Below are 24,077 nucleotides of genomic sequence, written 5' to 3'. Positions count from 1 at the left end.
TGTCGAAGTCTGAAGCTTCACCGTATATAGTAACCTTAATTCTCTCTTTTGTTCTTTCTGATTTATATCCTAAAAGTTAGGGAATCAAACTTAAGACGTATATAAAAAATAGCGGTTTAATCGCTTAATCGAAAGAAAATGAATATATTAAAGGTTAGTTATAATCCGAAAAGTTAGTGCTTAAAATCCGCTACTTTTCATATACAAGACCGTTGCCATTAATTTGAACCAAACAATGAAAATATCGATTTTAGCAATATTATTTCTTTCAATTAATTCTGTTTTTGGACAAAATAAAGAAGTTGAATACAATGAAATAATTCCAGAATATATAATTGCTGTTTGGGAAAATAACGGAAAATCAAATAATTCGGAATTTAATGCACCTGAATTAAATCAGATTAAAGATTTTTTTGTCGAATTAAGCAAAAGAAAAAACAACATAACCTCAAATCAGTTTTTAAGAAAACCGACTGACAATACTCTCGTTGCTCATTATCTGAATACTAAACTTAAATGGAATTCATTTAATGGACCACACGTTGGACTAAAAAAACTATCAACCAAAAAGGTCGTTAAGAACTCAATAAAAGACTTACCGACAAGGAATGAACTTCTAGCATTTTATTACAGTTCGATTTTCATTGATGTTCTGAATAAACGAAAACCTATGGATTTAGCGGAAAATAATATTGATTTGGAAAATCTAAATCTTGATAGCGATACGGAAAAAGCAATACTTTTTTTAACTGCAATGCGACACGTTGGAAATCAAGTAACTTCTTATTCAACAACTCGATTCCCGAATAACTGCTTCAGAGCAAAAGAATATGTGGAAAATATGCCAAAGTTTAATGGAAAAGCATTTCATGAGTTTGACTTGCCAAAATTCGAGGATTTTAAAATAGAAGTTGATAAACGAAAACCAAAAATGAGCTTTAAAGAAAGATACGTTCCCGAATTTGAAAATGCGAAACTGGGAATGGAAAAATGTTTAGCGGAAGAAAAAAACTAATGGCAACACCGTATATAATTTATTGCTAGTTCTAGCCTACTTACGAAAATCCTCGCAGATTTTCTATTAGGTTTGTATTTGCTAAATTAGGTGCTTAAAACACGCAACAAACCATATACAAACACGTTAGCTGTAATGCAAAAAAAACTTGCTGCCAATTAACAAAATTCAGTCATTTATCCGATTTGGCTGATACAAAGATAGATTTGACTACATAACTATTGTTTAGCTATTTGACCTTTGTACTTCACTTAAAAAATTGGAAAATGAAACAAATATTAGTTACTGGTGCAACTGGAGAATTGGGCACTACAGTTGTTGAAACTTTACTAAAAACTATGAAAGCCGAAAATATTTCGGTTCTCACAAGAAAGGAAGAAAGTAAAACCGAATTCGAACAAAAAGGATTAAAAGCTTTTATTGGACAATATAGCGATGTTGAATCGCTTGAAAAAGCGATGGACAATGTAAATACTGTTTTGCTTATTTCTTCGGGAGACCAAGGCGACAGAATGCAAGAACATAAAAACGTAATCAATACCGCAAAAAAGAAAGGCGTTAAAAACATTGCTTACACAAGTCGTTCCTTAAAGGACAAAAACACGTTAGTAAATAAACTAATGATGGAGCATTTCTTAACCGAAGATTATATTAAAGAAAGCGGATTGAAATATATCATTTTCAGAAATGCTTTGTATATGGATGTATTACCACTTTTTGTTGGCAAACACGTTTTTGAGAAAGGCATATTACAACCTGCTGAAAATGGTAAAGTGGCTTATGTTTTGAAAGCTGAACAAGCAGAGGCAATGGCTAATGTTTTAATGAACGAAAATTTCGAAAATCAAACGTTTAACTTTACGGGTTCTGATGCATTTTCCTTTTATGATGTTGCGTCTGTACTTACAGACCTTTCGGGCAAAGAAGTAATTTACAAAACCATAGAAGTTGAGCCATTTAAAAAAATAATGCTTAACAATGGAATTCCTGAACCAATGGTGAAAAAAATAGTTGATTTTAACCTTGATATTAAAAACGGACAGGAATCAACAGTCACAAATGAATTGCAACATTATTTAGGACGTAAACCCAAAGACCTGAAAGAAGGTTTGAAATTATTGTTCAATTTATAAAAACAAAGAAATGACAAACAAAATAAAAATTGCTTTAGTAACTGGTGGAAGCCGTGGATTAGGGAAAAACATGGCTTTGGAATTAGCAAAAAAAGGACTTCATATAATTCTAACTTATAACAACAACGAAGAAAAAGCTAAAGAGGTTATCAAAGAAATTGAGCGTTTAGGACCACAAGCAATTGCGGTTCAATTAGACATAGAAGACTTCCAAAATTTCGAAGAATTCTTTGATACTCTTAAAAGGTCTATTAAATCCAAATTTGGAGTTGAGAAAATTGACTATCTCATAAATAATGCAGGTATTGGAATAAATTCACCATTTGTTAAAACAACTGAAGAACAATTAGATACAATTTATAATATTCAGTTTAAAGGTACTTATTTATTAACCCAAAGTGCATTGAACCTTCTAAATGACGGTGGAGGAATTGTTAATGTATCAACGGGGCTCACTCGTTTTACCATAAACGGATTTTCAGTTTATGCATCTATGAAAAGTGCTATTGAAACATTAACAAAGTATCAAGCAAAAGAATTAGGCGAAAGAAAAATTCGGTCAAATGTAATCGCACCAGGTGCTATTGAAACTGATTTTGGTGGTGGAGCTGTAAGGGATAATGAAAAAATGAATAGTTTTATTGCGTCAAACACTGTTTTGGGACGTGTAGGATTACCAGATGATATCGGAAGTGTTGCTGCCTTTTTATGCACCGATGATGCAAAATGGATAAATGCACAACGCATAGAAGTCTCTGGCGGACAAATGATTTAAAACAAACTAATGTCTATACTTCACATTAAAAATATCACCGAATATCATAGATTAATGCAGTTGCCAAAACCACAGCATCCTTTGGTTAGCGTAGTTAATTTTGCAGATATTAAAAGAAAAGAAAATATAACGGTTTCAAGTTTTACTCACGGTTTTTATTCTATTGCCTTAAAACAGGTGTTTAATGGAAAGATGAAATATGGACAACAGGAATACGACTTTGACGAAGGTGTGTTGGCTTTCATCGCCCCAAATCAAGTAATGCGTATTGAAGTAGAAGATGAACAAAAACTAAATCATTCGGGAAGGTTGCTTATTTTTCATCCCGATTTTCTTTGGAATACATCTTTAGCGCAAAAAATAAAGCAGTATGACTTTTTTGGTTATGAATTAACAGAAGCATTGCATCTTTCGGACAAGGAACAAAATACGTTAACCGATTTGATGCAAAATATTAATCAAGAATATAATTCCAATATTGATAAATTCAGTCAAGATGTTCTCATTTCACAATTGGAATTATTACTCACGTATTCAGAACGGTTTTATCATCGTCAATTTATCACTCGAAAAAAATCAAACCATAGAATTCTTGAACAATTCGAAACACTTTTAAATAATTATTTTAAAAGCAAAGACCTACAAGAAAATGGATTGCCAACAGTTAATTATCTGTCTGCTTCATTGAACTTATCATCCAATTATTTAAGCAGATTATTAAAAACAATAACAGGCAAAAGTCCCCAAGAATATATTCACGAAAAACTAATGCAATTAGCTAAAGAGAAACTCTCGACTACCGAGTTAACCGTAAATGAAATTGCTTACAGTTTAGGATTTGAACACCCACAATCATTTGGGAAATTATTCAAGAAAAAAACGGAACTGACACCATTGGAATTCAGGAAATTATATAATTAAACAGTATTTCGGAACACTACAGCTAACAATTGATCTAAAAACGTTAGCGGTAATACGACCAAAAATCATCGCATAAAGTAGATTTGACTATACCTTTCTCAGATTTGGAAAAGCGAAAAACTCTTAAATGAGCCAATTTTGTATCATAATCTCAATTCAAAGAATATGAACACAAAAAAAGTATGGTTTATTACAGGAGCATCGAAAGGTTTAGGATTAATCTTAACCAAAAAGCTTCTTTTACAAGGCTGTAATGTTGCCTCTACCTCAAGGAACAAACAATCCTTAATTAAAGAAATCGGAGAAGAAAATGAAAATTTCTTACCAATCGAAATGGATTTAACAGAAAATGAAAATGTTAAGAAAGCTATTGAAACTACAATTAGTCATTTTGGTAGAATTGATGTTTTAGTTAATAACGCAGGCTACAGTCAAATTGGAACTTTAGAAGAGCTTTCAGAAAAAGAAGTGGAAGACAATTTTAAAGTAAATGTGTTTGGTTCTTTAAACGTAATTAGAAATGCTACACAATATTTACGTAAACAAAAATCTGGACACATATTTAATATTTCTTCTATTGGCGGTTATACAGGTAATTTTGCAGGTTTTGGTATTTATTGTTCTACAAAATTTGCTGTTGCAGGTTTTACAGAGGCTATAGCCGAAGAAATGAAATCATTTGGAGTATATACAACCTTAGTATATCCAGGTTATTTTAGAACCAATTTTTTATCAGAAGGTTCTGTCAAAACCCCTAATAATCCAATTGAAGGGTATAAAACAGCTCGTGAAATGGAACAAGTACATTTAAAGGATATAGATGGTAATCAACCTAATGACCCAGAAAAAGGAGCAGCAGTATTAATCGCTTTAAGTAAACAAGAAAATCCACCAGTACATTTTTTTATGGGTAAAGATGCATACCACTATGCAAACCTTAAAATAGAGACGATACAGAAAGCTATGAAAGAAAATATAGCTTTGGGAACATCTACAGGGTTTAAAAAATAAATTTTAAATCAAATGACAATAGGAGAATCAAAACAATATACTGGAATGTGGATGACAGTAGATGGAAATATCCATCACGAATTACTTCCAAACAATTGATATGACGAAGCGAGAGGAAATCAAAAAAGTGCTTATCAAGGAAGTTATCAAGTAACAGGAAATCAAATTGATTATAAAGATGATACAGGATTCACAGCAGATGGAGAGTTCAGAAATGGAATCCTTTATCACGCAGGAATGGTATTATTTAAAGAAAATTAATTCTTAATTTAAAAGAATGAAAGAAATCCATCGATTTAAATCTATATGTGAATTTCATAACTATAGTAATTTACCTAAGTCAGAACATCCACTTATTAGTTTAGTAGACTATAGTAAAGTAAATTATGCAACTGATTCAGATAAAATTAAATGGATACAGGACTTTTATTCTATTGGTTTAAAAAGAAATGTAAGTGAGAAATTTAATTATGGACAACAAAAATATGATTTTGACGAGGGTATATTTTCATTTGTTGCACCAAAACAAATATTAACGATTACAATAAATCAGAACATAAAAGTAAATCCGTCTGGATGGCTACTTCTTATCCATCCAGACTTTTTATGGAATACACCTTTAGCTAAATCTATTAAAAATTATGATTTTTTTGGTTATGATGTGAATGAAGCTCTTTTCCTTTCTGAAAAAGAAGAAAACATTATTGTAGAACTCTTAAAAAATATAGAAAGAGAATATCAATCTAATATTGATAAATTCAGTCAGAATATTATCATTTCACAAATTGAATTATTGCTCAATTATGCTGAACGTTATTATGAAAGACAATTTATTACAAGAAAAATCAGTAATCATCAAATTCTTATAAAACTGGAACAAACTTTAAACAACTATTTTAATAATAGAGAAACACTTATTAATGGAGTTCCTTCTGTTGCTCAAATTTCAAATGATTTAAATTTGTCTCCTAATTACCTAAGTAACATATTAAAAATAATTACTGGACAAAGTACCCAACAGCATATTCAGAACAGAGTAATTGATAAAGCCAAAGAGAAATTATCAACTACGGAATTAAGTGTGAGTGAAATTGCTTATGAATTAGGCTTTGAATATCCTACTTCATTTAGTAAACTATTTAAGAATAAAACTAATATTTCACCTATTGCATTTAGGCAATCTTTTAATTGAATAAAAAGTACTAGAGCTAACAAAGATGTATAAAAAACATAGGCAATTGTGTTAACTCCAAAAGGTCTGAGAATACTCGAAAAGTCCGCTAAATATAAAATTTAGCGTTTATAGCAGAAAAGATAAAAGCAAAATATTAATTTTTAGCTAAGTAATAAACCGAAACGACAGTGCTTATCACTTGCCCTATGTCTCTTAACGAACATGCAGGAAAAGAAAATAAATCAAAAACCATTAGCTTAACTTTAAAATCATTAGTAAAATGAATTGTGAGACATCATATTTAAATATAAAGAAATTTACCCTTCTTCAGAGTTTGTCATTTATAGTTATTCTACCCTTTATATTTATGGGGTGTGGTAGTAAAGTCAAAACAGAAAGTACCTCTAATACATCAATCAAACCTATCGAAGAAGTATCAATAAAGGAAATTGATGAGAATCATTATTCTTTAGTTACATCAATAACAATTGATGCGGCTACAAGTGAAGTTTGGGAGGTATTGACAGACTTTGAGAACATGTCCAATTGGAGCTCTACACTTCAAAAAATTGATGGAATTAAGATAGAGAATGGGCAAGATGTAAATATAGTCTACAAAGTAGATGGGCAAAATCAGATAATCCCACATAATCTCATCTATTCTGAAAATAAATATTACGGTTGGTCTGATACTATTGCCGTATTACCTGGAGTAATTGACAGGCACTTATATGAGATTCGGAAAAATGGAAAATCCCGCACGAAATTTATTCAGTCAGATGAATTTAGAGGATATAACCCTAACAGAAGCAATATCGATTTAGCGAGATTTGTACTTCCACAATACTTGACTTTTAATAGAGAACTTAAAGCTGAAGTAGAGCGAAGAACTAATAATTGAACAAGAAGTAAAGCACGACATACAACAAAGAACTGAGGTAAAAAACAAACAAATTCTTCTTTAATCTGAGACAATATTATTCTAGGCTCATGGATTCTAAAATCAGATTCTTGAGCTTTTTTTATTCAATTTATCCGCTATTTATCTAGGCAATACAGAAACGTAGGTTTCATCATATGGTCTGCCAGATTTTGCGATAGCAAAAGACTGTTTGAGTAGTTTATTGGCAACTGCTATCAATGCCAGATAGAAAAAATGGAAAAGAAGAATACATTAGAAATCATCGGATTCACACTTATCATAATTGGAGCCTTATTTTTCATATCAAAAAATTACTATATAATTGAAGCGTTAAGTTCAGTTTACGAATCTCGCGATATTATATTACCCTTGGGTCTATTTATTTGGGATATTGGTTACATGAAAAAGGCAAAGGAAATGAAAGCTGAATTTTAGTTTTAATAAGTACGACGAACTTTTCTAGATATTTTTTGCATTAATGAATGGTCTTCCAAAAGGGGATTATCGTAAAAATTTATTTTTTCAAACTTAATTACTTAATTTTAGTACGCTGTGGTTTTGTTAATTACAGTTTAAAATGAAAATCATTTTAAGTTGTATTTTTTAAATGAAATAAAAGATTATCCCCCTATGAAAGACTTGAAATATCTAGCAGCATTTTCATTACCCTTAGTTACTTTTATTGGTTTATTCTTTAAAGAAATTTTTACTTTTCTAACGCCTTTTTATGCATTTGTAATTATACCTATATTAGAGCTTTTACTACCAGTAGAAACTTCCAATTTAGATGAAAACGAGGTAGAAGATAAGTTAAAACGAAAAGTTTTTGATTGGCTTCTCTATCTCAATTTACCAGTTATTATTGGGTTGTTACTTTGGAGTTTTTACACCGTGTATACTCAAAACCTAGCTACTTATGAGTTTATAGGCTTAATTTTCTCCGTAGGTATTGTTTTGGGTACTAACGGAATAAATGTAGCCCATGAACTTGGTCATCGACAAAGTACCAACGAACGTTTTATTGGTAAGGCTTTGCTATTACCTAGCTTTTACATGCATTTTTATATTGAACATAATTTTGGGCATCATTTGCATGCTGCAACACCCGAAGATCCAGCCACTGCCAGATATAACCAAAGCGTTTATTCTTTTTGGTTTACCTCAAGCATTCGTCAATATTTGAATGCCTGGAAAATTCAGAAAAGATTATTGAAGAGTCACAATCAAGGGTTTTTGTCTGTTAAAAATGATATGCTTTGGTATACTATATTCCAAATGATGTACTTAGGTGCTATTTTGTATTTCTTCGGTCCAACAGTACTACTATTCGGACTTTTAGCGGGTATCGTTGGTTTTATTATGCTAGAAACGGTAAATTATATCGAACATTACGGTTTATTACGGCATAAAACCAAATCTGGTCGATATGAGCGTGTTCGCGAAATGCACTCTTGGAACTCCAACCATGTAGTTGGGCGAATTGTTTTATATGAGTTAACTAGACACAGCGATCATCACTATAAATCTTCAAAAAAATATCAAATTTTAGATTGTCACGATGAGAGTCCGCAAATGGCTTATGGGTATCCAACATCTATGGTTTTGACTTTATGTCCGCCATTATGGTTTGCAATAATGAATAAGAGAATACCAAAAGATATGATAGTATGATAATATTGGTCTGCCGAACCTCTGAAATAAGGGGATAATTATTTTCGATATTAATACGAACAACTAATCTTATGGAGGTTAGCCCTAAAAAAGAAAAAAAATGAACATCAAACACATTTCTTTAACGGTAAGTCTTCTTGGGCTTTTAATACTAATTTGAACAATGGTTTTTTATCACCTTTAGGTATGGGATTATGCTCTGTTGCTCTTATATTATATGCTGTCTGCGAATTGAAAAATAACGGTAGGATTAAGCTTTAAAATGCAATTCGTTATTTCTAGTCTAGTAATAATCAAGCTATATTTATAGTTATGAATAAAACCTTGGTTCAACTTAGAAAAGAACTACACCAACACCCTGAACTCTCAGGGAAAGAATATACTACAGCAAAACGTATCATAGAATTTGTTAAGAAATATCATCCCACAGAAATTATAAAATATATAGCTGGGACAGGGGTAGCAGTTGTCTATGAATTTGAAGAAAGCGGACCAACCATTGCTATTCGTTGCGAGTTAGATGCCTTACCGATAATTGAAGAGAATACATTTTCGTATACATCTCATAATTACGGAGTGTCGCATAAATGTGGTCATGATGGTCATATGAGTATAGTAGCGGGTTTAGCTGAGTGGTTGTCAGTGGCTGAGTTCAATAAAGGAAAAGTGATTTTACTTTTTCAACCGGCAGAAGAAACAGGTAAAGGTGCTGCTAAGGTGTTAGAAGATGAGCGATTTCTAAACCTTGATCCTGATTATGTTTTTGCGCTTCATAATTTTCCTGGAGAAAAGATGCATTCTGTCATTGTAAAACCCGGTTTCTTTACAGCAACGGTTCAAAGCTTCAGAATTCAAATAAAAGGAAAGAAAGCTCATGCTTCTGAGCCAGAAAACGGAGTGAACCCTGCAATGGCGGTAGCAGAATTAATTCAAGTATTAAATGCGTTTGCAAACCCAAATTCTAACAGTAAAAATTTTGTGCTGCTGACGCCCATATGTATAGATTTAGGGGATAAGAACTACGGCATTTCTCCAGAAAATGCAGAATTACATTACACTATTCGCACATGGAGCGGCGAAGTAATGACTGTTTTAGAAGATAAAATAAAACAAGCCGTAAGTGAAATTTCCAGTGTACATCAATTAAAAGCAGAAATAGATTGGTTTGAGTTTTTTCCGGCTTCTGATAATAATAGCGAGTGTGTTGCTTTGATTGAAAAAGTAGCGAAGCAGCAGAGTATTGAGTTGGTTGGGCATCCAAGGTCATTAAAATTCGGAGAAGATTTTGGGTGGTATTCATCAAAATATAAAAGTGCCATTTTCGGATTAGGGGCAGGAGAACATCACCCAGCATTGCATCATTCCGATTACGACTTTCCCGATGAGCTCATAGATACAGGGCTTTTGATGTTTAAAGGTTTGGTTATCGATATTTTAGGAAAATAGGTATCTTTAAGACAACCATCCTATCCGACCAAAATGAAAAATATCTTCCTTTTACTTTTTGTAGCTATTCAGCTTTTTTCCTGTCAAGATGAAAAGAAAATTGAGGAGCCAAAACCACAAAAACCAAATATCATTTACATTCTGGCCGACGATTTAGGGTATGCTGAAATAGGTGCTTTTGGTCAAGAGAAAATAGAAACGCCAAACATTGATGCATTATCAAAACAAGGCATGATTTTTACACAGCATTACTCCAGTGCTCCCGTTTGCGCACCTGCCAGATATATGTTTTTGACCGGTAAGCATGCAGGAAACTCTTTTATTCGTGGTAACGATGAGTGGAACGACCGTGGCGATGTTTGGAACTATAAAGCAATGGCAAAAGATTCAACTTTAGAAGGGCAAAGACCTGTTCCAATAGGTACCAAGACCATTGCCAATTATTTAAAAGATGAAGGGTATAAGACGGGTTTAGTTGGTAAATGGGGATTAGGCGCTCCGCACACGCACTCCATACCCAATGAAATGGGATTTGATTTTTTCTACGGATTCAATTGTCAGCGACAGGCACATACGTACTATCCGTTGCATTTATATAAGAATAGAAACCGCGTGCATTTAGGGAATGATACCGTTGCGCCAAGTTCACCCTTCCCTAAAGGATTAGATCCAAATAACCCAGAAAGCTATAAAGAGTATACCCTAAAAGATTATGCTCCCGATTTAATGTTTAAAGAGCTTACGGGTTTTGTGGCAGAAAATAAAGACAGTTCGTTTTTCTTGTATTGGGCAACTCCAATTCCACATGTGGCATTGCAGGCACCACAGCGTTGGGTCGATTATTATATAGAGAAGTTCGGGGCTGAAGAGCCCTATTTATCTGGTAATGGAAACGGTTATTTTTCGCACCAAAATCCGCATGCGGCATATGCAGCCATGGTTTCTTATTTTGATGAGAATGTGGGTAAACTGATTAAGCAATTGAAAGATGAAGGTATTTATGAGAATACCTTAATTGTATTTACGTCAGATAACGGACCAAGTTATGCAGGGGGTGCAGATCCTATATTTTTTGAAAGTGCCAAACCGTTTGATGGAGTGTATGGTAGGGGTAAAGGATTTGTGTATGAAGGCGGAATTAGAGTACCTACATTCTTTACCTGGCCAGGCAAAATAAAGCCGGGGACAACAAGTGACCATGCTTCTGCACATTACGATATGTTGGCAACCTTTGCTGACATTATTGAAATAGAGGCACCCTCGGATACAGACGGAATTAGTTTTTTACCCACATTATTGGGTGAAGAGAACCAAGTAGGGCATGAGTTCATGTATTGGGAATTCCCCGAATATGGGGGACAAGTAGCTATTAGAATGGGCGATTGGAAAGTAGTTCGGCAGCATCTAAAAGATAACGAGCTACCAACTTTAGAGTTGTATAATTTAAAGGACGATCCTACAGAAAAGAACAATATAGCTTCAGATCATCCTGAGATTTTAGAAAAGGCGGCAGCAATATTCAAAAAAGAACACACCAGGCCAGAGACCGAGCGTTTTCAAATTCCGCTGTTAGAAAACGGATTATTAAGTGATTAGGATTATCGTACCTACTGGTTCATGATTTTATATGGTCTACAACTAATTTTACTTTTCAAATTCGCTAGTTTAATTGTATTTTGCAAAGATGGAATATTTGGTACTATCTTAATTATTTAGGTGCTAAAATGTGAATTTCCATAAACTATATCATTTGAAATGCGAAATCATTAGTACCTGAAGATTTTGTGTTAGTATAGAATTACCAATAAAGAACTATTTGAACATGAAAAACAGTATTAAATTTTGTCTTACGGGCTTCTTTTTATTCACGGTATTAGGTTACGCACAAGCACCAAAATGGGAAAATCCGGAGTGGGAGAATCCTGAAATATTTCAAATTAATCGCGAAGATCCAACAGCATCTTTATATCGTTATGAAAACGCAAAACTGGCTTTAGCAAATGAAAGTTGGGAAAATTCATCATTCTATCAGTCTTTAAACGGGGAGTGGGATTTTAATTATGCAGCAAGTGTACCACAACGCCCTACAACTTTTTTCAAAGCAGATTTCGATACATCAGGCTGGGATAAAATTACGGTACCATCTAATTGGGAACTCAAAGGTCATGGTACACCGATTTATACAAATGTAGTGTATCCTTTTCCGAAGAACCCACCATTTATTCCTCACGATATCAACTCCGTAGGAAGCTATAAGCGAATTTTTGAAACCCCTAAAAATTGGGATGGCAAAGAGGTGTATTTACATTTTGGCGGTGTAAGCGGTGCCATGTATGTATATATGAACGGACAAATGGTCGGGTATAGCGAAGGCAGTAAAACGCCTGCAGAGTTCAATATTTCGACATACCTGAAAGAAGGCAAAAATGACTTATCTGTTCAAGTATTACGTTGGTCGGATGCCAGCTATTTAGAAGATCAAGATTTTTGGCGTTTAAGCGGTATAGATAGAGATGTGTACTTATATACGACCAATAAGGCAACCATAAAAGATTATACGGTGGTGGCAGATTTAGATGATACATATACTAGGGGTAAATTCAGTTTAGACCTAAAACTGGCGAATACAGGCAAGAAGCAAAAAGGTGCTCAGATAGAAGTTACGATGTTAGATGGTGCTATAGAAGTATTTAAAGTAGACCAGAAAATAGATGTGGTAGAAGGCACAACTACGGTGAAATTCGCTCAAGAGATTCCCAATGTAAAAACATGGAATGCTGAAAAGCCGAATTTATACACGTTACTATTTACGTTCAAGGATAAAAAAGGAAGTACTACCGAAGCTATTAGTTCTAAAATCGGATTCAGGAAAATTGAAATCAAGAATAATCAGTTTTTAGTAAACGGTATGCCCGTATTAATAAAAGGGGTAAACCTTCATGACCACGACGAAGTAACCGGTCACGTTATTAGCGAAGAAGTTACCTTAAAAGATATGGAAGTAATGAAACAAAACAATATTAATTCCATACGCTGTAGTCACTATCCTAAAAATGAGTTTTTCTATAGAATGGCAGATAAGTACGGCTTTTATGTGGTTGATGAGGCAAACATTGAAATTCATGGTATGGGAGCTACAAACCAAGGTTTAGACGGTGATGAAGAAGCAATAGCCATACACCCTGCATATCGCCCAGAGTGGAGAGAAATGCATTTAGACAGAACTATCAGAATGTTCGAACGTGATAAAAATTATACCTCTATAGTTACTTGGTCATTAGGAAATGAAGCAGGTAACGGTCAAAATCTTTTTGATACATACGACTGGTTAAAGGCTCATGATACTACCAGACCTGTACAGTACGAAGGGGCAACTAATTTTTCGAATACAGATATACAAGCGCCTATGTATGCAAGAGTAGATCAGACAATTGCTTATGCTGAAAATAACCCTAATAGACCTTTGATTCAGTGTGAATATGCACATGCGATGGGAAACAGCGTTGGTAACCTTCAAGAGTATTGGGATGCTATCGAGAAGTATGATGTATTACAAGGCGGATTCATTTGGGATTGGGTGGACCAAGGTTTAAAAGCTACCAATGAAGACGGTGTGGAGTTTTATGCCTTCGGTGGTGATTTAGGCGGAGCGGAATTACAGAACGATAATAATTTCTGCTTGAACGGTTTGGTAAATCCTGATCGATCAGCGCATCCGGCTTTATATGAAGTAAAGAAGGTGTATCAATATGTAAAGTTTAGGGCTGAGGATCCGAAATCAGGAAAAATTAGTTTAAAGAACATGTATGATTTCACCAACTTATCTGAATATTCTTTTTCATGGAAATTATTAGAAAATGGGGTAGAAGTAGGGCAAGGTAATTTGGCAGATGTCGATATCGCCCCATATGAAACTAAAGAAGTTCAAATAGACTTGCCAAAACTAATAAATGAAGGCTCTGAATATCATTTGAATGTCTATATGACTACAAAAAATGAAAGTGCATTAATACCGAAGCACTACTTATTGGCTTATGAGCAGTTTCAATTGACAGAATTTAAACCATCTGTTTTTGAAGAAAATATTGAGGGCTTAAAGGTGACTAAAATTGATGAAACTATTATGGTAAAAGGTGATGGATTTGAAATCGGATTTAACAGTAAAGACGGTACCTTATCATCTATAGATTACGGTCAAGGCAATCTTTTACAAAAAGGACCGACCGTAAATTTCTGGAGAGCGCCAAACGATAATGATTATGGTTACAATATGCCTAATCTTTTAAAGAAATGGAAAGAAGCTACCGATACACAAAATATAATGAGTTTAGAAGTCAACTCAAATGAAGGAAAAAAAATTATAGATGCTGTAAAGCTAACTGCTAATCCGTTTAAAATCAGAAAAGATTTAAAGCTAAGTGCAGATTATGAATTACCTTCTGTCAAAGGTCAGGTAAATGTGACGTATACAATTAATAACAAGGGTGAAATTTTGGTGAGTAGCGAGTTAAAAGGTATCAGCAGCGATTTACCGATATTACCAAGATTCGGTAATAATTTAATTATTGATAACAGCTACGACCAAGTAGAATGGTATGGTAGAGGTGAGCATGAAAACTACCAAGATCGTAATACCTCTGCTTTGGTCGGTGTGTATGATGCCTATGTTTCCGATTTGTATTTCGAATATATTCGTCCGCAAGAGAACGGGAACAGAACAGATGTCAGAACCTTGTCATTCGAAAATAATAACGGAAAAGGAATTAAAATTACTGCTCCAGAATTATTTTCTTTCAGTGCGCACCATCAGTTGAACTCAGATTTTGATGAAGGCATGCAGAAAAGACAGCAGCACACCTATGATATACCTACAAGAGAGTTAATAAATATCAATATTGACCATAGCCAAATGGGTGTTGGCGGTGATAATAGCTGGGGATTACTTTCGATGGAGAAATATCAGATTCAGCCTGAAAACCTTTCTTTTGAATACGTAATAAGTCCTATTCGTTAAAATCTAGGCAATAGAGTAGAATTTAAAGAAGAGAAAGTATATTTAAAGCATGAATAAAAGTGTACAGTTTTTAAGTTTGGGTTTACTGATATCAGGAATGGTAAATTGTAAGTCAGATCCCAAAGAAAACAAAGCCCAAGATAAAGTTGTAGTAGAAGTTGAAGAAACTGCACAGGTAGTCGATCATACATTACTAAGCGAAAAACCGTTAGAAGTTTCTGCTCCCGATGGTATGGTTTGGGTTTCTGGGGCAACTTTTGAGCAAGGTGCGGTTAGTAGTGATGAAACCGCAATGCAGCATGAAAAGCCAGCAATTAATGTAACAGTTGACGGATTCTTCATGGATGCTACAGAAGTTACAAATGCCCAATTTGCGGCATTTGTGAAAGCAACAGATTATATAACGGTTGCCGAAAGGGGAATTGATTGGGAAGAACTTAAAAAACAAGTACCACCAGGTACCGAAAAACCGAACGATTCTATATTACAACCAGGATCATTGACGTTTAAGAAAGCGAAATCAACAGTCCCGAATCTATATGATTTTTCACAATGGTGGAACTGGACGATTGGTGCAGATTGGAAACACCCAAACGGACCTAAAAGTAGCATTAAAGGCAAAGACAATTACCCTGTAGTACAAGTATCTTATGAAGATGCATTAGCGTATTGCGAATGGGCAAATAGACGTTTACCAACAGAGGCAGAGTGGGAGCTGGCTTCTAGAGCAGGTTCTTACGGTACTATTTATAATTGGGGTGATGACGAGTCCGTTTTAAAGGAAAAAGCAAATACTTGGGAAGGTGAGTTTCCCGTAGAAAATACAATAGCAGATGGGTTCGAGTTACGTGCTCCTGTAAAATCATATCCTCCAAATGCATATGGGCTATACGATATGGCAGGCAATGTTTGGGAATGGACAAGCGATTGGTATAATACCAATTACTATAAAGAGATAAAGAATAGAAATACGATTTTGGTAAATCCTACAGGAGCAGCAGCTCCGTTTACACCAAATAATCCGCTTGCAAAAGAACGCGTAATAAAAGGCGGTTCTTTTTTATGTAGTGCATCGTATTGTGCTAGTTATCGTGTGTCTGCAAGAATGGGCTCTAGTATGGATTCCTCGTTAGAGCATACTGGCTTTAGAACCGTAGCAACTGTAGCTATGCTGAAAGAATAGATATCTACGATATTAATCCAAGCAGTTTAGTAGTTGGTCCAGTTCAGTAATTTTGGCTCGGCTAATAGGTATTTTCTTATTCTTGATTTCTATGAACTCGTGGTTATAGCGTTCGACCATTTTTAAATTAACGATGTACGATTTATGTATTCTAATGAATTTATCTGCCTCAAGTCTTTTATTGAAAGCACTCATGGTAGATAGAATAACGTAATTACGCTCGTCTGTCACCACTTTTACATAGTCGCCCAAAGCTTCGACGTATAAAATACCGTGTACATTAAGTTCAACTTGCTTCAGATTGTGTTTTACCACCAGTTTGCTTTCGGGTTGTTTCTTTTTTATCGATTTTACCTTGTCGATTGCTTTAGTAATGGCAGCTTCGAACCTACTATTGCTAAAGGGCTTTAAAAGAAAGTCTGTAACATTAAACTCAAAAGCGTCAAGGGCATATTTCTGATTCTGACTTGTAATAATTACCTGCGGATGAATTGTTAGTCCGGCTAAAAATTCGAATCCGTTCATGACGGGCATTTCAATATCAAGAAATAAGAAATCTATGTTCAAAGCATTTACCTCTGACAAGCTTTCAGTACTTGCGCTTGAAGAATGCAATAGTGTTAAGTTTTTATTTTTGTCAATAATTTGCTCAAGAAGTTTTCTTTGAGTGTTAGAATCTTCTATTATAGCACATTTAAAGGTTTTCATTCAATAATGATATAGGTTCTATTATACATACGTAAAGAATGGGGGAAAGTTCATTTTTCTTCATTTAATTCTAAACTTAAAGTTAGAAAAACTAACGAAAATTAGTAAATAGTTATCTTCATAGCTAATATTCGTATAAAAACTTTTGATAACTATATTGTAAGTTTTTAGCTCAAAAACCTACTTTTGTTATAGAGAATTTAATAGAACCACTTGATATTATGTCTGATAAAATAGAACGTGTAAAAACATTGATTATAGGATCTGGTCCTGCAGGGTATACAGCGGCAATTTATGCTGCCCGTGCAGATTTAAAACCTGTCATGTATACAGGTATGGAGCCAGGGGGTCAATTGACCACCACAACTGAAGTAGATAACTTTCCAGGATACCCAGAAGGTATCGACGGACCTACGATGATGGTACAATTGCAACAGCAAGCTGAACGTTTTGGTACCGAAGTTAGAATTGGTATGATTACATCGGTTGAGTTTTCAAAAGAAAAAGGAGGCATTCACAAAGTAGTTGCCGATGGTGAAAAGCAAATAGAAGCTGAAACTATTATAATTTCTACAGGAGCTTCTGCTAAATATTTAAATATACCTAGTGAGCAACGTTTACGTGGCGGCGGAGTATCTGCTTGTGCGGTTTGTGACGGCTTTTTCTATAAAGGACAAGATGTAGCTATTGTTGGTGCGGGTGATACTGCAGCAGAAGAAGCATCGTATTTGGCTAACATATGCAACAAGGTAACCATGTTGGTGCGTAGAGATGAAATGAGGGCTTCAAAAGCAATGCAACACAGAGTACATAGTCTTAAGAATATCGATGTACGTTATAATACTGAAGTTGATGAGATTCTTGGAGAACAAGTTGTTGAAGGTTTACGTATGGTAAACAATCAAACAGGCGAGAAAGAAGAAATTGCTATTACGGGTATATTTATTGCTATCGGACACAAACCGAATACAGATATATTCAAAGGTCAATTAGATATGGATGAAACAGGTTACCTTATTACTCAAGGTAAGTCTACTAAAACTAATTTACCAGGGGTCTTTGCTAGTGGAGATGCTCAAGATAAAGAGTATAGACAAGCGGTTACAGCTGCTGGGTCAGGTTGTATGGCTGCATTAGATGCAGAGCGTTACTTAGCATCAATTGGTTCTGTTGAAGAGGCAATTGCAGATAAATACTAGTATATAATAAAGAATAAAATACAAAAGCGCCCATTCGTAAGAATGGGCGCTTTTTTCTAACATGAATTGAGTTAATCTATTCTTACATAGTTTTCAGAGAATGTTCTGTTACCTTCTTCATCTAAACTTATTTGACTGAATCTGTTGTCGTTAAGTTGAAGTTCAAAAGTGAAAATCCGCATCGTATCCATGGCTTGAATCATTTCATTATCGCCATATTCTAGAGTTTCTATTAGTCTGTCGTCAGTAATATTGTAGCTTCCGTAGCCGAATCTGCCAACTTTATCTACTGGCACATATCTCGTCCACATAATTTTACCGTTATAATACATTTTCACCTGTCTATACCCATCGGCAGTTGGTACAGTGTCAATGACTTGTTGTCCGTCATAATTATAAAAACTTTCCAGTTCCCAGGTACCTTGAATAGTATGCATGTAATTCTCGTTGATCGAATTTGTTGAGGCAGCTGATACCAATATGAGCATCAACAATACCAATCCTATAATTTTTTTCATAGTGGTAAGGTGTTAGTTAATAAAAGAGTTGAATGTGTAGTAAAAAGATACGAATTAAATATTAGAATTTAACAAAAAACAAACTCTATAATTACGAATAATATAATGAAAACTAGATATTTACAATGTAACTATGATTTTATGGGGAAGGATTTGAGAATATTACAAAGCTTTAAAATGTCTTCTTTTGTATGGGAAGCGCTTATAACAATACGGCTCATTAAAGAATCATTTTCTGTAGGATACCTGAAATTAGTAACTAAAATTCTATTTTCTTCCAGATAATTAGCAAGTGGTTCATTTTGAAAATTGAAAGTAGGATGCCCTTGGACATAGACAAAAAGAGACCTGTTTGACAGGTTTTTCAAAAATAGATTCATATTTTTTGCTAATTGCATTCTTTTGGTTGCGATAAGAGAACTAGCATCTCTTAAGGTTGCTAAAGAAGCTGGCGTTGCGGGACTTGCACCGCCGAAAAACTTTGTGTCTTTTAGGTTCTTGATCATATTTTTGCTACCAAATATTGCACCGACTTGAATACCAAACCCTTTTCCTAAAGAGCAAGAAACCAATAATCCTTTAGGTGTAAAGGATTGTAAAACACTGAAACTACCCCTACCATCTTTTCCTATAATCCCAATTCCGTGAGAATCATCTACAACAAGTATAATTTTATGTAAAGGAAGTTTTTTTAGGAAACTATAATCAGGATAATTATCGCCGTGGAAATCAATACTATCTAAAAAGAGTACAGGTGTTTTGTTGGTATTAGTTTTAATCGCGTTTTCAAGCGCTGTCCAATTTTGAAATACTTTCTGTTGATTTCTATATAATGCAGAATGGGTATTTGGGGCATAAAATAATTGATAATCAGCATTACTGAAGTAATCACATATCAATTGTCCCGCGAGGTAACCAGAAGACATAGTAACACAAGCCTCACTACCAGCTATTTCTGCCAGGTGGGCATCTACTTCATCAAATATGGAAATTCTGATATTAGATTTGCGGGAAGCACTGTAAGCAGTACCATATTTCTTAATATTCTTGATGAACAATGATTGAAAATCGGCATCGGTCTGTAAACCTAAATAAGAAGTGCCGCCAAAGTAGAGGTGTTCTTTACCATCAATGGTAATGGTTCTATCGGGAAATTCATCAATAGTAAACATTAATCTAAAAGTTGAACACCGCTACCGGCAAGTTTAGGAAATATAACTTTTCCGTCAGGATCAATTTGTACTCCCGTTGCAATATCACTTTTCAATAACAAAGCACCGTCCATATCCACATAATCTAATTGCGGAATCAACTGAGCTATCGCAGAAATGCCCACTGTAGATTCGGTCATACAGCCAACCATAACACTTATGCCTAATTCTTTAGCTTTTTTTATCATGCGTAGGGCAGGGGTGAGTCCGCCGCACTTGGTCAATTTAATATTTATACCACTAAAATGAAGCGCACATTTTTCAACATCACTCTCTACAATACAACTTTCATCTGCGATTACCGGTAACACGCTATGGTGCATGACCTCTTCCATACCCGACCAATCATCTGCCTTTAATGGCTGTTCTAAAAATTCTACTCCCAATTCTTTTAAAAGTGGAGCATTGTGTATGGTCTCTTGTGCCGTCCAAGCGCAGTTGGCATCTATTCTAAAAATGGCATCGGTATGATTTCGTAGTTCACGAACAATAGCAACATCATCGCTAGTACCTAATTTTATTTTATAGATAGGCCATGGCATCTCTTGCATTTTAGCTAACATAATGTCAATAGAAGCAATACCAATAGTGTAATTTGTGGTTGGGTATTTCTCAATGCTGGTACCCCAAATTTCATATAACGGTTTACCTAGTAATTTTCCATAAAGATCATGGGCAGCCAAGTCTAAAGCACAAATGGCAAAATTTGATAAACCCTTACTTACTAAAAACGCGTGAAAAACTTCAGGTTTCGTGAATTCAAAATTTTCAATTTCAGACGATATGGCGTTGATTTCGTCCATCATGCTCTGAGTAGTGATATTGTAGTACGGGTTAGAGGTTGCCTCTCCATAACCTGTTTTTCCGTCTAAAGTTAAAGAAACAATCATTGTATCTTGAAAATCATGAGATTCTCTTGAGATGCTGAAGGTGTGCTTTAACGGTAATGTATATTTTTTTACTTGTACTTGCATACCACTAATATACAGATTAGGCAAAGACTACAAAATGAAAACCCACTGATATTTCAGTGGGTTTAAAAGTTGAATTGATTGATGTGATTTTTAGTATTTGTGCACGCTACCAGAAACTGATTTGTTCTTTTGTACAGATGGGTCACCTTTATATGAGATATTACCACCACTAGAAGCTTCTGCGGTTAAATTCTCGGTAACATCGATACTTATATTTGCACCACTACTGGCATCTGCCGTTGCTACTAGAGTTGATAAGTCTTTAGCTCTAATATTTGCACCGCTACTTGCGTCTACATACACTTCTTTTGCTGAACCTTCTAAAGATATATTTGCACCGCTACTGGCATCTATATCCATATTGGTTACAAATACATTTGCATTGATAATGGCACCGCTACTAGCATCGACCTCTAATTTATCTGACTGAATTTTATTTTCGGTAGTTAAGTGAGCACCGCTTGATGCAGACAATGAAGTTACATTAGGCATCGTTACATATATCTTTTTAGTAGAGCGACCAATGTTTTCGATACAGTGAATTCTTAATTTTCCATTTTTAATATCTGTACCAATTAGGTCAATGATGTTTTCATCTGCTTCAACTGCAATGTCAAAATCAGGACCTTGGGTTATGAAAACTTCTAAACCTTCAGAGCTAGAAACTTCTGTAAAATCGCCTGTGATCTCTCTGGTCTCTTCAACGACTACGCCATTACCTTTTTCGCCAGATCCAAAATCTCCGAAGTTGATATCAAAGCCACAAGATGAAAGTAATAGGGCTAATACGAGTGCTACTGTTATTCTTACTAATGTTGTCATGATTGTTCGTTTATTGATTGATTACTATTTTATGATGATGTAAAAATGATTGTTTTTAAATTCCTCTACGATTAATAAATACTGAATTGTCGTTTTAGATGTGTGAACTGTAATTAGTTGATACTATCGTTAGTATCCACCTTCACGCCATTTTGATCCAACTTCATTTTAAAAGATTCTCCATTATCATTAACGTCTATGTCAATTCCGTTTTCGTTGATGATGATTTTCCCTTTATCGCCATTATCATTAATATTGATATCGATACCATTTTCATTAATATTGATACGATTAGAGCTGTTATCCTCTTCATCGCTCATTTCAATGAACTCCGGACAATCTTGACATTCTAGCTCTCCGCTTTCGGTCATTTTCCAAATATATCCTTCTAGACCTTCAACATCTCTATCGGTATTAACGGTCGTAATCCAATCTCTAGAATTTGTCTGGTCGTAGGTTAAAATGGTACCAACTGGCAAAAATATATTTACGCGAACCTCTTGATCTTTGAACTTAGGCCCTTGTGTGGTCAAATAATCATCAAACGAAATGGTATTACCGTTTACTTCATATTCATAGATAATTTGACTAGCAATATCCTTTGCTTCTCTATTCGATGGTCCGTCAGCTTCTCTTCTAATTTGAACCCGAACTAAGGTATCTTTCGATTTACGAATACGAAATCTTACATCATCAGAAACCAAAACCTTGTTACCGGCTTCGTCATAAGAAATAAAGGTGTCGCCCATGTGCATATCCTTTTCATAATCGTACTCATCTGTAGAAACTAATCTAATATTCAAAGTATCTGATGGGATCACTGTAGTAATCTCTTGTTCAACAGATGTGCTACCAGTGTACGCATGTGCTGCAGCTTCTCTAATACCAAAGATGACCAAACATATAATTGAAATTAGCCATAAGCCTAACAAAGAGAATTTTGCAACGGTACCAATAGATTTCAAATTGTTTACCAATATTTTTAATCCTAAATACATTAAGAAGAAAAACGGAATACCGATGGCAAAAAATGCAAACAACGATACTACCCAAATCGGTAAGTTGGTAGAGTTGACCACATTATAAAAATCAATGCCAGGTACATGAATAATGTCTAAAATACCAACGGTAAACATACCCACAAAAAGCCCTATCAATGTTGCGGCACCAATGATAACTAAAAGAATACCAATGAATTTACCGAAGATTTTGAAAAGGAACATTACAATATCACCAAAGGTGTCAAAAATTGTTTTACCTCCTTTTTTGACGGTGTCTCCTACTTTTTCATAGTCCACACTTTTTACACGATCCGCTACGTCATCAAAACCCTCTTTAACCTTACGCTCAATATTACTGATATTGACCGTTTCGCCGCTCATATCCAATTTTTGAGCAGTAGTTTTTGCTTCAGGAATAAGAATCCAAAGTAATCCGTAAATGAAGATAAATCCTCCCCAAGTGAAAATGGTCAAGAAAATCCAAAGTAAGCGAATCCATAAAGGATCAATACCGAAATAGTGTGCTAAACCGGCAGATACGCCAGCAACATATTTCTTTTCTGTATCTCTGTATAATTTTTTTACTCTACCCTTAGTAGAAGAAGATTTAACTCTAGGTTCATCTTCAAATATGTCTTCGTCTACCATATAATCTTCAGGTTGCCCCATTATGGCGATAACTTCGTCTACTTCTTTTTGAGTGATTACCTGTCTTTCATTCTCTAGTTTGTCATGAAAAAGTTCGGCTATACGGGCTTCTATATCGGCAATGATTTCATCGCTGCCCGGTGTGTTGGCAAAAGAACGTTTTACAGATTCTAAATACCTACGCATTATGTTATATGCCTCTTCGTCGATATGGAAGAGCATGTTCGCTAAATTTATATTTACTGTCTTGTTCATGATTAGCTGTTTTTTGAGTTGGTTACCAGGTTGGTGGCTTTTCTTAATTCGTCCCAAGTGGTATCTAATTCTTTAAGGAATATTTTACCGGTCTCGGTTAATGTATAGTATTTTCTTGGTGGACCAGAAGTAGATTCTTCCCAACGGTAGTTTAGAAGTCCTGCATTCTTTAATCTGGTCAGCAGTGGATAAATGGTACCTTCCACTACAAGCATTTTTGCATCTTTCAGCGTTCCTAAGATTTCAGAAGCATATTTATCATGACCATTTAAAATGGACAGGATACAATACTCCAAAACCCCTTTACGCATTTGTGCTTTTGTATTTTCTACATTCATAATCTCTTTTTGCTTTTTATGCAGTCCCGCTTTCGGAGGGGATTGCTCCATCGTGTCTGTTGTCTGCATAGGTTAACTGTTCGTTTTTTGTTCGATGAATAAACATCCTGATTGATTTTTTTGATTGATAAATAAACT

21 protein-coding genes and 2 pseudogenes are annotated in these 24,077 nt (G+C 34.7%); 15 read left to right on the top strand and 8 right to left on the bottom strand.

All coding sequences use genetic code 11. The features are described from left to right. Window positions 1-235 precede the first annotated feature (235 nt). From DFQ03_RS10540 to DFQ03_RS10505, 8 genes and pseudogenes are all read left to right on the top strand, one after another. Window positions 236-1,015 (top strand): hypothetical protein, encoded by a 780-nt coding sequence (locus tag DFQ03_RS10540; protein ID WP_133673123.1) that lies wholly within the window; start codon window positions 236-238, stop codon window positions 1,013-1,015. Between the two features lie 266 nt (window positions 1,016-1,281). Beyond that, a complete protein-coding gene (locus tag DFQ03_RS10535) occupies window positions 1,282-2,148 on the top strand; it encodes an SDR family oxidoreductase (RefSeq protein ID WP_133673122.1) in 867 nt (288 codons plus the stop codon). A 10-nt stretch (window positions 2,149-2,158) separates the two neighbouring features. Further along, on the top strand, window positions 2,159-2,923 hold the full coding sequence (locus DFQ03_RS10530; RefSeq protein ID WP_133673121.1) for an SDR family NAD(P)-dependent oxidoreductase: 765 nt from the start codon (window positions 2,159-2,161) through the stop codon (window positions 2,921-2,923). A gap of 9 nt (window positions 2,924-2,932) precedes the next feature. Beyond that, window positions 2,933-3,844 (top strand): helix-turn-helix domain-containing protein, encoded by a 912-nt coding sequence (locus DFQ03_RS10525; protein WP_133673120.1) that lies wholly within the window; start codon window positions 2,933-2,935, stop codon window positions 3,842-3,844. A gap of 165 nt (window positions 3,845-4,009) precedes the next feature. Further along, entirely contained in the window at window positions 4,010-4,855 is an 846-nt protein-coding gene (locus DFQ03_RS10520) for an SDR family oxidoreductase (RefSeq protein ID WP_133673119.1), read from the top strand. 111 nt (window positions 4,856-4,966) lie between these two features. After that, window positions 4,967-5,116: pseudogene (locus DFQ03_RS19255) on the top strand (Atu4866 domain-containing protein); the annotation flags it as partial. A gap of 16 nt (window positions 5,117-5,132) precedes the next feature. After that, on the top strand, window positions 5,133-6,047 hold the full coding sequence (locus DFQ03_RS10510) for a helix-turn-helix domain-containing protein (protein ID WP_133673118.1): 915 nt from the start codon (window positions 5,133-5,135) through the stop codon (window positions 6,045-6,047). A 262-nt stretch (window positions 6,048-6,309) separates the two neighbouring features. Next, window positions 6,310-6,930, top strand: coding sequence for an SRPBCC domain-containing protein (locus DFQ03_RS10505; RefSeq protein WP_133673117.1), 621 nt, complete (start codon window positions 6,310-6,312; stop codon window positions 6,928-6,930). 141 nt (window positions 6,931-7,071) lie between these two features. Here DFQ03_RS10505 and DFQ03_RS19075 read toward each other — a convergent pair. Then, window positions 7,072-7,176, bottom strand: a pseudogene (locus DFQ03_RS19075) (IS110 family transposase); the annotation flags it as partial. A 9-nt stretch (window positions 7,177-7,185) separates the two neighbouring features. Between DFQ03_RS19075 and DFQ03_RS10495 the strand changes: the two are divergent. From DFQ03_RS10495 to DFQ03_RS10470, 6 genes are all read left to right on the top strand, one after another. Further along, the gene (locus DFQ03_RS10495; RefSeq protein ID WP_133673116.1) at window positions 7,186-7,386 is read left to right on the top strand and encodes a hypothetical protein; all 201 of its coding nucleotides are present in this window, start codon (window positions 7,186-7,188) and stop codon (window positions 7,384-7,386) included. A gap of 195 nt (window positions 7,387-7,581) precedes the next feature. Next, entirely contained in the window at window positions 7,582-8,622 is a 1,041-nt protein-coding gene (locus DFQ03_RS10490) for an alkane 1-monooxygenase (RefSeq protein WP_133673115.1), read from the top strand. Between the two features lie 312 nt (window positions 8,623-8,934). Continuing rightward, the gene (locus DFQ03_RS10485) at window positions 8,935-10,068 is read left to right on the top strand and encodes an amidohydrolase (RefSeq protein WP_133673114.1); all 1,134 of its coding nucleotides are present in this window, start codon (window positions 8,935-8,937) and stop codon (window positions 10,066-10,068) included. A 33-nt stretch (window positions 10,069-10,101) separates the two neighbouring features. Beyond that, a complete protein-coding gene (locus DFQ03_RS10480) occupies window positions 10,102-11,664 on the top strand; it encodes an arylsulfatase (protein ID WP_133673113.1) in 1,563 nt (520 codons plus the stop codon). Between the two features lie 226 nt (window positions 11,665-11,890). Further along, window positions 11,891-15,082 carry a glycoside hydrolase family 2 TIM barrel-domain containing protein gene (locus tag DFQ03_RS10475; protein ID WP_133673112.1) on the top strand — a complete coding sequence of 1,064 codons (3,192 nt, stop codon included), beginning with the start codon at window positions 11,891-11,893 and terminating at the stop codon, window positions 15,080-15,082. A 49-nt stretch (window positions 15,083-15,131) separates the two neighbouring features. Continuing rightward, window positions 15,132-16,265, top strand: coding sequence for a formylglycine-generating enzyme family protein (locus tag DFQ03_RS10470; protein WP_208295905.1), 1,134 nt, complete (start codon window positions 15,132-15,134; stop codon window positions 16,263-16,265). 12 nt (window positions 16,266-16,277) lie between these two features. Here DFQ03_RS10470 and DFQ03_RS10465 read toward each other — a convergent pair whose 3' ends face one another. Then, window positions 16,278-16,973 carry a LytR/AlgR family response regulator transcription factor gene (locus DFQ03_RS10465; protein ID WP_133673111.1) on the bottom strand — a complete coding sequence of 232 codons (696 nt, stop codon included), beginning with the start codon at window positions 16,971-16,973 and terminating at the stop codon, window positions 16,278-16,280. A 221-nt stretch (window positions 16,974-17,194) separates the two neighbouring features. Between DFQ03_RS10465 and trxB the strand changes: the two genes are divergently transcribed. Continuing rightward, window positions 17,195-18,172, top strand: coding sequence for a thioredoxin-disulfide reductase (trxB, locus tag DFQ03_RS10460; RefSeq protein WP_133673110.1), 978 nt, complete (start codon window positions 17,195-17,197; stop codon window positions 18,170-18,172). A gap of 71 nt (window positions 18,173-18,243) precedes the next feature. Here the strand turns inward: trxB and DFQ03_RS10455 are convergent, their stop codons facing one another. The 6 genes from DFQ03_RS10455 to DFQ03_RS10430 all read right to left on the bottom strand — a co-directional run bounded on the left by DFQ03_RS10455 (window position 18,244) and on the right by DFQ03_RS10430 (window position 23,939). Beyond that, window positions 18,244-18,690 (bottom strand): hypothetical protein, encoded by a 447-nt coding sequence (locus DFQ03_RS10455; RefSeq protein ID WP_133673109.1) that lies wholly within the window; start codon window positions 18,688-18,690, stop codon window positions 18,244-18,246. A 131-nt stretch (window positions 18,691-18,821) separates the two neighbouring features. Next, entirely contained in the window at window positions 18,822-19,862 is a 1,041-nt protein-coding gene (locus DFQ03_RS10450) for an aminotransferase class I/II-fold pyridoxal phosphate-dependent enzyme (protein WP_133673108.1), read from the bottom strand. Beyond that, window positions 19,862-20,875 carry a dipeptide epimerase gene (locus DFQ03_RS10445; protein ID WP_133673107.1) on the bottom strand — a complete coding sequence of 338 codons (1,014 nt, stop codon included), beginning with the start codon at window positions 20,873-20,875 and terminating at the stop codon, window positions 19,862-19,864. Before DFQ03_RS10445 ends, DFQ03_RS10450 begins: the two co-directional genes overlap by 1 nt. A 90-nt stretch (window positions 20,876-20,965) precedes the next feature. After that, a complete protein-coding gene (locus DFQ03_RS10440) occupies window positions 20,966-21,697 on the bottom strand; it encodes a head GIN domain-containing protein (RefSeq protein ID WP_133673106.1) in 732 nt (243 codons plus the stop codon). A 113-nt stretch (window positions 21,698-21,810) separates the two neighbouring features. Next, on the bottom strand, window positions 21,811-23,601 hold the full coding sequence (locus tag DFQ03_RS10435; RefSeq protein WP_133673105.1) for a PspC domain-containing protein: 1,791 nt from the start codon (window positions 23,599-23,601) through the stop codon (window positions 21,811-21,813). Between the two features lie 2 nt (window positions 23,602-23,603). Beyond that, on the bottom strand, window positions 23,604-23,939 hold the full coding sequence (locus tag DFQ03_RS10430; RefSeq protein ID WP_076550581.1) for a PadR family transcriptional regulator: 336 nt from the start codon (window positions 23,937-23,939) through the stop codon (window positions 23,604-23,606). Window positions 23,940-24,077: the final 138 nt, after the last annotated feature.

Source organism: Maribacter caenipelagi, from assembly GCF_004364175.1.
GTDB lineage: Bacteria > Bacteroidota > Bacteroidia > Flavobacteriales > Flavobacteriaceae > Maribacter > Maribacter caenipelagi.
The sequence above is the reverse complement of the archived record's forward strand: the minus strand, read 5'-3'. Positions and strand labels throughout refer to the sequence as shown.